Below are 9,065 nucleotides of genomic sequence, written 5' to 3' on the forward strand. Positions count from 1 at the left end.
GGAGCCCGCCTCCTGGAGGGGGGCGGGCTCCCGATGGTGGTCAGGCGGTCGGGTGACCGCGGTCAGGGGCTGGTCAGTTCACCTTGCCGATCGAAACCGAGCCGCGGCCGATGACCGCACCCTCGGTGGTGGTCACGGCCAGGTCGCCGTACAGGGCCCGACCGGCGGCCGTGGTGGACCGGGCGACCACCGTGCCGGTGAGGGCGGCGGTGGCGCCGTTGGTGAGGGCCAGCGGGGTGGCCGGCGCGGTCACCGTGCCCAACGACGGGGCCGTGAACGAGTCCCGGTAGTCGTAGGCGGTGCTGGTGCCCGGACCGTCGACGGAGTAACCGTCCACCACGACCCGGTAGGCGCCCGGGGCCGGGTTGGTCAGAGTGACCGCCTCCTCCGAGTCACCGTCGGCGGAGACGCCGACGCGGGTGGCGCCCAGGAACACCGACAGGTCCAGGTCGGCGCCGAGATTGGCGGTGTTGCCGATCCGTGCGGTGAAGCTGGTCGCACCGGCCGGCACGTCGACGGTCCACTCCTGCTGTGCTCCCTCGGCGATGGTCGGCCGCTCGGCGTGCACGCTGGCGAGCGGGCCGCCCTGACCGGTCACCGAGACCGGGCCGAACGTGTTTGCCAGCTTCCAGGACACCTGCGTCGGGGCCCCGGCGGTCACCGCGGGCAGCTCGATGGTGGCCGGCTCGACCTTGACGCCCTGCACCCGCGCCTGGAGCTGGAACGGGTTGTTCAGCGACCGCGAGGTACGGCGCGCCTCGACCTCGATCTCCCAGACGCCCGGGATCGGGTTCTGGTAGTCCCGCTCCTGCGGCTTGCAGGTCGCCGCGTCGGAGAAGTTGGTGTAGCAGGCGAGGCTGGAGGTGCTCTCCACCGGAACGCCGTACGGGTTGATCGCGATGAAGCGGGTCTGCGACCCGGTGGCGATGCCGGAGAGGTTGACCTGGAGCGCGCCCGCCCCGGGCGGGACCGTTACGAAGTACGAGGTGAAGCCGTTCCGGTCGACCGTGCCCTCGGTGGAGAAGGAGAAGGCCGGCTTCTTGACGTCGTGGGCGACGACCACCACGGTCGAGACCTCGAAGTCGAACACCGTGGTGGCCGGGTCGTCGATCACCATCAGGGCGCCGTGCGCGCCGGCGGTCTTCGGCTTGGCCACCACGTCGATGGTGACGGTCTTGTTCAGCGGCAGCACCACCGACTTCGGCGCGGTGAAGGTGCCGTCGTTGCCGCGCAGGGTCACGGCGTGCTGCCGGTTGCCGGCCGGCCCGCTGGTGCGGGTGACCTTGACCTGGTACGTCTTCGACTGGCCGACCTGCTGGCCACCCTGTGCGGAGGCGCAGCGGTTGTAGACGCCGGTGCCCCGGTGCGGGTTCGGCAGGAACTGCTGGGTGTCGGCGTCGTAGCGGGTCAGGTTCTTCGACAGCTCGGTGCAGACCGGCGCGTCGGAGGTGTACGACCGGGCCTCGACGCCCTTGTGCAGCAGCTTCCACGCGCCGGGCACGTCGAACATGCCGTAGCCCTGGGCGTACGTCGGGACGTCCGCGATCGGCTTCGCCGACGTGTAGATGGCGCGGCGCAGCGCGGCCGGGGTGACACCCTGGTCGTTCGCCCGGGCGGCGGAGAGCAGCAGCGCGGCGGCGCCGGCGGCCTGCGGCGAGGCCATCGAGGTGCCGTTGAGCATCTGGTAGCCCGGCGGCAGCGAGTAGCCGGTCTCGGCCGGGCCGCTGCCGGGCTGCCAGGTCGGCGCGGTGGAGATGGCCGCGCCGGGGGCGGCGATGCTCGGCTTGAAGCCGCCGTCCTCACGCGGGCCGCGCGAGGAGAAGTTGAACAACGCGTTCTCCTTGCGGACCACCGAGCCGTAGTTGGCCAGCCAGGTGTCCTTGCTGACGCTGGCCGCGACACTGACCACGTTGGCCGCCACCGACGGGTCGCCGATGGTGTTCAGGCCCGGGCCGGAGTTGCCGGCCGAGGTGAACATCTGCACGCCGTACGTGGTGATCAGGGCGTTGTAGAGCTGGGCGCGGGCGTTGGAGCCGTCGTTGAGCGCCGGCAGGCCGCCGATCGACATGTTGATCACGTCAACCTTGCGGTTGATCACCAGATCGGCCATGCCGGTGGTCAGCGCGGCGGCGGTGCAACCGCCTCCCCACGAGCAGGCGCGGGAGGAGACCAGCTTGGCGCCGGGGGCCGCGCCGTCGAAGGCGCTGTTGCCCAGCATGTCGTTGGCGGCGGTGATGCCGGCGACGTGCGTGCCGTGGGTCGACTCGACGATGCCGATGTTGACGTAGTCCGAGGTGCCCGGGATGCCGATCGGGCTGGTGTCGACACCCTTGCGGTACTCGACCACGAACGGGATCTGCTCCCGGACCGGGGTGGCCGGGTTGTCCCTGCCGAAGTGGCCGACCTGGAACTTCTCCTGGTACGGGCGCATCGCCTCGTCGTCGGTGAAGTCACGGTTCTGGTTCGCGTCGACCCGGATGTCGTTGCTGCGGGGGTCGTAGAGGATCCCGAACGCGTCGGTCCTGTCGCCGTCCCGGTTGACGTCACCGCCCGGGTCGCTGCCGCTGGTGATCGACTCGTTGAAGGTGGCGAACCGGTAGGACCCGGCCGGGGCCGTCCAGGTGGTGGCGCCGACAGCGAAGGTCGGGCCGGTCACCTCGAGGTTCATCCGCCGCCAGGTGGCGTCCTCCAGCGGGTCGGTCGCGGTGACCCAGTCGACGATCTTGCGCTCGCCGGTGGTGGTCCTCTGCAGGGCCGGGTGGTCGAGGTCCACACCGGAGTCCATGATGCCGATGGTGATCCCGCGCCCGTCGAAGGTCGGGTTGGCGGCCTTGAACGCCTCGGCGCCGGTCTCGTTGGTCGGCATGTACGGGTTCACCGCGCCGGTTCCCGCACCCGGGGCGGTCGGAGGGGCGACCCCCTCCCGGAAGGTCTTCGGGCCGGGCCGGGCGCTCTTCGCCCGGATGGGGGCGGTGCTGATGCGTTCCGGGGCGGTGACCTGAGGGCTGGGGTCGGGAAGCTGGATGGTCTCGTCGAGGTCGACGGCGGCGACGCCGGGCAGCGCGGCGGCCTTTAGGACCTTCCCGGTCGGGACCTTCGCCAGCACGTACCCGATGGAGTCGAAGCGCTGGCTGACCGAGCCACCGAGCCTCTTCATCGCGTCCGCGACGTCCTTCGCCTCACCCTTCTCGGCGGCGACGATCAGCGTGACGGTGGGCGCGTGCTTCGCCTCGGCCTCGGCGAGCAGCTTGGCGTCGTGCGCGCCGAGCGTCTCGACCGCGTTGGTCGTGGCGTCCGGGTTGGTCGCGGGGGCGGCGCTCGCGGTGGCGGCGCCGCCCGCGCCGGTCATGGCACCGGCGGCCACGACGGAGGCGAACAGCCCGGCGGAGGTACGCCGGCGCAGGTTGCGGGGTTTGCTCACGTTCTCTTTCCTCCAGAGAACAGGGCCCTGAGATGTCAGGGCACACGTGAGCGAAATCCTTTGTGCTGCGTAGTGCCGCTGTCACTACCGATTGGTAAGTCGTGACCCCTTCGTGACACGAGCGGTACGCACTGTTGCATGAACGCTGCTAAATCGTTCGGTCCAGGGTAGAACCGCCGTCCAGCAGCTCCGGAGCCTGCGGCTGCCGCGGTGTCAGCTCCACCTGCGCCGGCGCCGTCAGCTCCTGGTCGGAGACCCCCAGTTCGGCCAGCTTGCGGGCGCTGACCAGCACCCGTGCCTCCAGCGATCCGACGGCCCGGTTGTACGCCGTCACCGCCCCGCCCAGCGACGCGCCGAGCTTGCCGACGTGCTCGCCCAGGGTCGACAGCCGTCCGTACAGCTCGCGGGCCAGCGAGTGCACCGCGACCGCGTTGCGGGCCAGCGCCTCCTGCCGCCACGAGTACGCCACCGTGCGCAGCATCGCCACCAGGGTCGCCGGGGTCGCCAGCACCACGTTGCGGGCGAAGGCGTGCTCCAGCAGCGTCGGGTCGCGCTGCAGCGCCACGTCCAGGAACGGGTCGGCGGGCACGAAGAGCACCACGAACTCCGGCGTCGACGCGAAGGCCGCCCAGTACGTCTTGGCGGCCAGCGCGTCGACGTGCGCCCGCAGGTGCCGCGCGTGCGCGTCGAGGTGGCTGTCGCGCCCCCGCTCGTCGCGCGCCTCCATCGCCGTCAGGTACGCGTCGAAGGGCGCCTTGGCGTCCACCACCACCGTCCGGCCGCCGTGCAGCCGGACCACCAGGTCGGGGCGTACCCCCTGGTGGTCGGTGGCGGCGGTGACCTGCTCGTTGAAGTCGCAGTGCTCCAGCATGCCGGCGGCCTCGACGATCCGGCGGAGCTGGTGCTCACCCCAGCGCCCCCGCACCTGCGGCGCGCGCAGCGCGGCGACCAACTGCTTGGTCTCGGTGCGCAGCTCCCCGGAGACCGTGCTCATGGCCCGCACCTGCTCGCGCAGCTCGGCGTAGGCGTCCACCCGGTCGCGTTCCAGCTCGGTCACCCGCTGTTCGTACCGGCGCAGGGTGTCGTGCAGCGGCGCGACCGCGCGTGCCACCGCCTCCTGCGACTGGGCGGTCGCCTCGTAGCTGAGCGCCCGCATCGACTGCTCCAGCCGGCCCTCCCCCTCCCGGGTGGCCGCCAGGGTGGCCTCCAGTCGGGCGATCTCGGTGGCGGAGCGGACGCGGGCGGCGTACCAGCCCACCGCGCCGCCCGCGCCGAGACAGACGACCACCACGGCCAGCGTCGAGAAGTCCACGACCGGAGCTTGCCAGACCGGCGGCGCTGCCGCCGGAAGCGCGGTCGGTGGTGGACGTCTGCTCACCGAGACGGCGTACGCCCGGCGCGAGGTGCGCCTCGCCCGGCGACTGCTGCTGCTGACGGGCGTCCCTGGCATCGTCCCGACGATCGTTCCCGGCGTGCTCGCCCTGCTGACCCGTGCCCAGATCGCCCGGTGGAGGACGACGCCCGGAGGAGGTGATCCGCGCGTCCGGACACCGGTCCTCCCGCGCGTGGGGGGTGAGGGCCCGGGTACGTTCGGCGTATGGAGATTGTGCTCGTGGCGGTCCTCGTCCTGGTGCTGGTCGGCGGGTTCGTCTGGTGGCGGCGGGAACAGGCCGCCCGCGAGGCGCGCAGCCTCGCCGACGTGCGTGCCGACGCCCAGCGGTGGTACGAACGCCTCGGCGGCCAGGTGATGAACCTGCACGGCGACGAGCCCGCCGTACGCCAGGCGCTGGTGGACGCCGGCGAGCGCTACAACGCCGCCGGCAGCCAGCTGGAGCAGGCGCAGACCATCCACCAGTACCGGCTGGCCCGGGAAACCGCCCTGGAGGGGCTGGCCTACGCCCGGGCGGCTCGGGTCGCCCTCGGCCTGGACCCGGGCCCGGAGCTGCCGCCGCTGGCCGCCGCCGAGGGCACCGGCGAGCTGACGAAGGAACGCCAGGTGCAGGTGCAGGGGCAGACCGTCAGCGCCGGCCCACGGCCGGGTCAGGAGACGCCGTACTACTACCCCGGTGGACGGGTCCAGGGGCGGCCGGTGCCGGCCGGCTGGTACTCCACGCCTTGGTGGAAGACCGCGCTGGGCGCGGGCGCCGGGGTGATCGGCGGCATGTTGATCGCCGACGCGCTGTTCTCCCCGGCCTTCGCCGATCCGGGCTACGACGCCGGCTACCAGGAGGGTTTCGGCGACGGCGCGGAGTACGCCGACCAGGGCGATGTCGGCGGCGGTGACGTCGGCGGTGGTGGCGATGTCGGCGGCGGTGACGTCGGCGGTGGTGGCGATTTCGGCGGCGGTGACTTCGGCGGCGGTTTCGGGGCCGACTGACGAATCCTGTTCCGACGCCGTACCTGGCTGGTCACCCACCGACCGGCCTTGGTCGACACGAGGTGCCGACGGGCCTTGGTCGACACGAGGTGCCGACCGGCCTTGATCGACACGAGATGCGGCGAAGCGGGGTGTCCGGCCTATCGGACACCCCGCTTCGCCGCAACCGGTGCACCTCGCACAGGGCAGCGGTCAGCCGGTGTTGCGCATTCCGGCGGCGATGCCGTTGACCGTGGTGAGCAGGGCCCGCTCCAGGGCCGTACCGTCGCTCGGGGCCCGCCGGCCGCCCGGCGCGGTGGCCACCGCACGGCCGGCGGCGCCGGAGTCCCGGTACTGGCGCAGCAGTGCCACCTGGAGGTGGTGCAGCGGCTCCAGGTAGGTGTCCCGCACGGCGAGGGTGCGCTGGAGCACCGGGGAGTTTTCCAGCAGGGCCGGCGAGGCGGTGACCGCCAGCACCTCCTGCTTGGTCAGCTCGTACTCCTGCTCGATCGTCTCGAAGATCGGGTGCAGCTTCTTCGGGACCAGCGTCTCGACGTAGCGGCGGGCGATGGTCAGGTCCGTCTTGGTCAGCATCATCTCGACGTTCGACAGGAACGTGCGGAAGAAGTGCCAGTTGCGGTACATCTCGGCGAGCACGTCGTCCATCCCGGCGGCGCGGGCCGCGGCGAGGCCGGAGCCGACGCCGAACCAGCCGGGCACGATCTGCCGGGTCTGCGTCCAGCCGAACACCCACGGAATGGCCCGCAGGCCGGCCAGGCCGGCTCCGGTGTTGGGCCGCTTCGCCGGCCTGGAGCCGATGTTCAGCGCGCCGAGCAACTCGGTCGGGGTGGAGGCCCAGAAGTACGCCGGCAGGTCCGGGTTCTCCACCAGCGACCGGTACGACCGGTACGCCGACTCGGAGACCACGTCCATCGTCGCGTCCCAGCGTTCCAGCATCTCGGCCGGCTGCCGGGGGGCGGTGTGCAGCAGCGTGGCCTGGAGCACCGCGGCCACGGTCAGCTCCAGGTTCTCCCGGGCCAGCGCCGGCAGCGTGTACTTGTCGGAGATGACCTCGCCCTGCTCGGTCACCTTGATCGCGCCGTCCAGGGTGCCGTACGGCTGGGCCAGGATCGCCTCGTGCGTGGGGCCGCCGCCGCGACCCACCGTGCCGCCCCGACCGTGGAAGAGCCGTAGGTGCACGCCGTGCCGGGCGGCCACGTCGCGCAGCGCGCGCTGGGCCCGGTGGATGGACCACTGGCTGGTGGTGATGCCGGCCTCCTTGTTGGAGTCGGAGTAGCCCAGCATCACCTCCTGCACGTCGCCACGGGCCGCCACCAGGGCCCGGTACGCGGGCAGTGACAGCAGTTCGTCCAGCAGTTCGCCGCCGGCGTTCAGCTCGGCCGGGGTCTCCAGCAGCGGCACGATGCCGATCCGGGCCCGGCCGCTGTGTACGTCGACCAGGCCGGCCTCACGGGCCAGCACCACCGCGGCGAGCACGTCGTCGACGCCCAGCGTCATCGAGATGATGTACGACTCGATGACCTCGGCGCCGAACCGGTCCTGCGCCTCCCGGATCGTGCCGAACACGTCGAACGTCTTCTGCGCGCTCTCGGTCAGCGGGGTGTCCAGCGTGGAGAGCGGTCGGCGGCCGGTCAGCTCGTCGGCGAGCAGCTTGGTGCGCTCCAGCCGGCTCAGTGCCGGGTAGTCGGAGACCTCGCCGACGGCCGCGTACAGCTGGGCGAGCACCTCGTGGTGCTTCTCGGCGTGCTCCCGGACGTCCATCGTCGCCAGGTGCAGGCCGAACGCGGAGACGGTACGGATCGTGGAGGCGAGCCGGCCGACGGCGGTCAGCTGCCCCGAGTTGCGGGCCAGCGAGGCACGCAGCAGCTCCAGGTCGGCGATCAGCTCGGCCGAGCCGCGGTAGTCCCGCCCCGGCACGTGCGCGGTGCCGTTGCGTAGCCGCTGCCGGGTGTTGGCCAGCTTGGCCTTCACGCACCGGGCCTTGAGCCGGTACGGCTCCTCGGCGTTGACCCGCCGGAACCGGGGCGCCACCTCGGGCAGCGCGTCCAGGTCGGCGGCGAGGCTGGCGGAGAGGTCCAGCGACACCGCGCGCAGTCGGCGGGAGACGGAGACCTCGTTGATGAGGTGGTCCATCGCCTTCTCGGTGGCCACGATGCCGTGCTCGTGCTGGATGCGCAGCACCTCGCGGGTGACCGCCGGGGTGACGAACGGGTTGCCGTCCCGGTCGCCGCCGATCCAGGTGCCGAAGGTCAGCGGCCGGGCCGTCGGGGAGGTCTCCACGCCGAGGGTGCGCAGCGTGTCGGCGAGGTCGTCGAGCACCTGCGGGGCGGCCTCGGCGTACAGGTCGCGTAGGTAGTAGACGGCGTTGCGGGCCTCGTCGGTCGGGTCCGGCCGGTCCAGCCGCAGCTCGTCGGTCTGCCACATCAGGTCCAGCAGCTCGGCGAGCCGCCGGTTGGCCGGCCCCTCGTCGCTGGCACCGTAGAGGATCGCGTTGGCGGTCTCGGCGTCCAACTGGTCGGCGATGGCGCGCAGCTTGGACAGGATGGAGCGGCGGGCCGCCTCGGTGGGGTGGGCGGTAAACACCGGCCGTACCGCGAGCCGGCGGGCCGCCGCCGCGATCTCCTCGGCCGGTACACCGCGCTCGGCGATCATCTTGGCCGCCTGGTCAAGCCAGCCGCCGTGTATGGCGCGGCGGCGGCGCAGGTCCCGGGCCCGGTGCACCTGCTCGGTGATGTTCGCCAGGTGGAAGTACGTGGAGAAGGCGCGGGCCAGCTTGGTGCCGGTGGTCACGTCCAGTCCGCCGAGCCGCCGCGCGGCGGCCGGGGCGTCGGAGCGGACCTGGGCGCGGATCTCCTCGACCAGGTCGAGCAGCGGCCGGCCCTCCTGGCGGGCCAGGGTCTGGCCGAGCAGGGTGCCGAGGCGGCGGATGTCGGCCCGGAGAGCGGCGTCGGGCCCGTCGTGATCGTGCTGGTCGGTCACCATGCGCTCCTTACGTGAGTACGAAGGACAGCGCTGTCCGACTCCGTCGATCGTATCCGTGCGCACCCGCCGGTAAGGAGGGGGCCCGCGATGTCACCTTCCCCACGATCTCGGTCCGTTTCGTCTCTTGACGCTGGCTGATCGACCTCGCCGATCGACCGGGCTGCTCCGATTGGCCGGGCCGATCGACCGGGTTGCTCCGATTGCGCCAGGTGGTGGTGTCCCTTCGTAGGGACAAGCCGATCTGGCGCGATCGGAGCAGATCTTGCCGGGGCGGCGGCGGGGTCG

General features: G+C 72.1%; 4 protein-coding genes. 1 reads left to right on the forward strand and 3 read right to left on the reverse strand.

Translation table 11 applies throughout. The annotated features are described in order from the left end of the window. Positions 1–73: 73 nt before the first annotated feature. Both E1193_RS27325 and E1193_RS27330 read right to left on the reverse strand, forming a co-directional pair. The gene (locus E1193_RS27325) at positions 74–3,421 is read right to left on the reverse strand and encodes a S8 family serine peptidase (protein WP_132186054.1); all 3,348 of its coding nucleotides are present in this window, start codon (positions 3,419–3,421) and stop codon (positions 74–76) included. A gap of 148 nt (positions 3,422–3,569) precedes the next feature. Beyond that, the gene (locus E1193_RS27330; protein WP_132186055.1) at positions 3,570–4,733 is read right to left on the reverse strand and encodes a DNA recombination protein RmuC; all 1,164 of its coding nucleotides are present in this window, start codon (positions 4,731–4,733) and stop codon (positions 3,570–3,572) included. A gap of 285 nt (positions 4,734–5,018) precedes the next feature. Between E1193_RS27330 and E1193_RS32155 the strand changes: the two genes are divergently transcribed. Beyond that, positions 5,019–5,798: a hypothetical protein gene (locus tag E1193_RS32155; protein WP_165945840.1), complete on the forward strand. Its 780-nt coding sequence runs from the start codon at positions 5,019–5,021 to the stop codon at positions 5,796–5,798. A 192-nt stretch (positions 5,799–5,990) separates the two neighbouring features. Here the strand turns inward: E1193_RS32155 and ppc are convergent, their stop codons facing one another. Beyond that, positions 5,991–8,777 carry a phosphoenolpyruvate carboxylase gene (gene ppc, locus E1193_RS27340; RefSeq protein ID WP_132186057.1) on the reverse strand — a complete coding sequence of 929 codons (2,787 nt, stop codon included), beginning with the start codon at positions 8,775–8,777 and terminating at the stop codon, positions 5,991–5,993. Between the last annotated feature and the right edge of the window lie 288 nt (positions 8,778–9,065).

Origin of the sequence: Micromonospora sp. KC606, from assembly GCF_004348675.1 — a bacterium.
Classification (GTDB): domain Bacteria; phylum Actinomycetota; class Actinomycetes; order Mycobacteriales; family Micromonosporaceae; genus Micromonospora.

Bases quoted from the DNA above. Each gene is read 5' to 3' on its own strand.
- E1193_RS32155 (WP_165945840.1), top strand. From the start codon at position 5,019: ATGGAGATTGTGCTCGTGGCGGTCCTCGTCCTGGTGCTGGTCGGCGGG.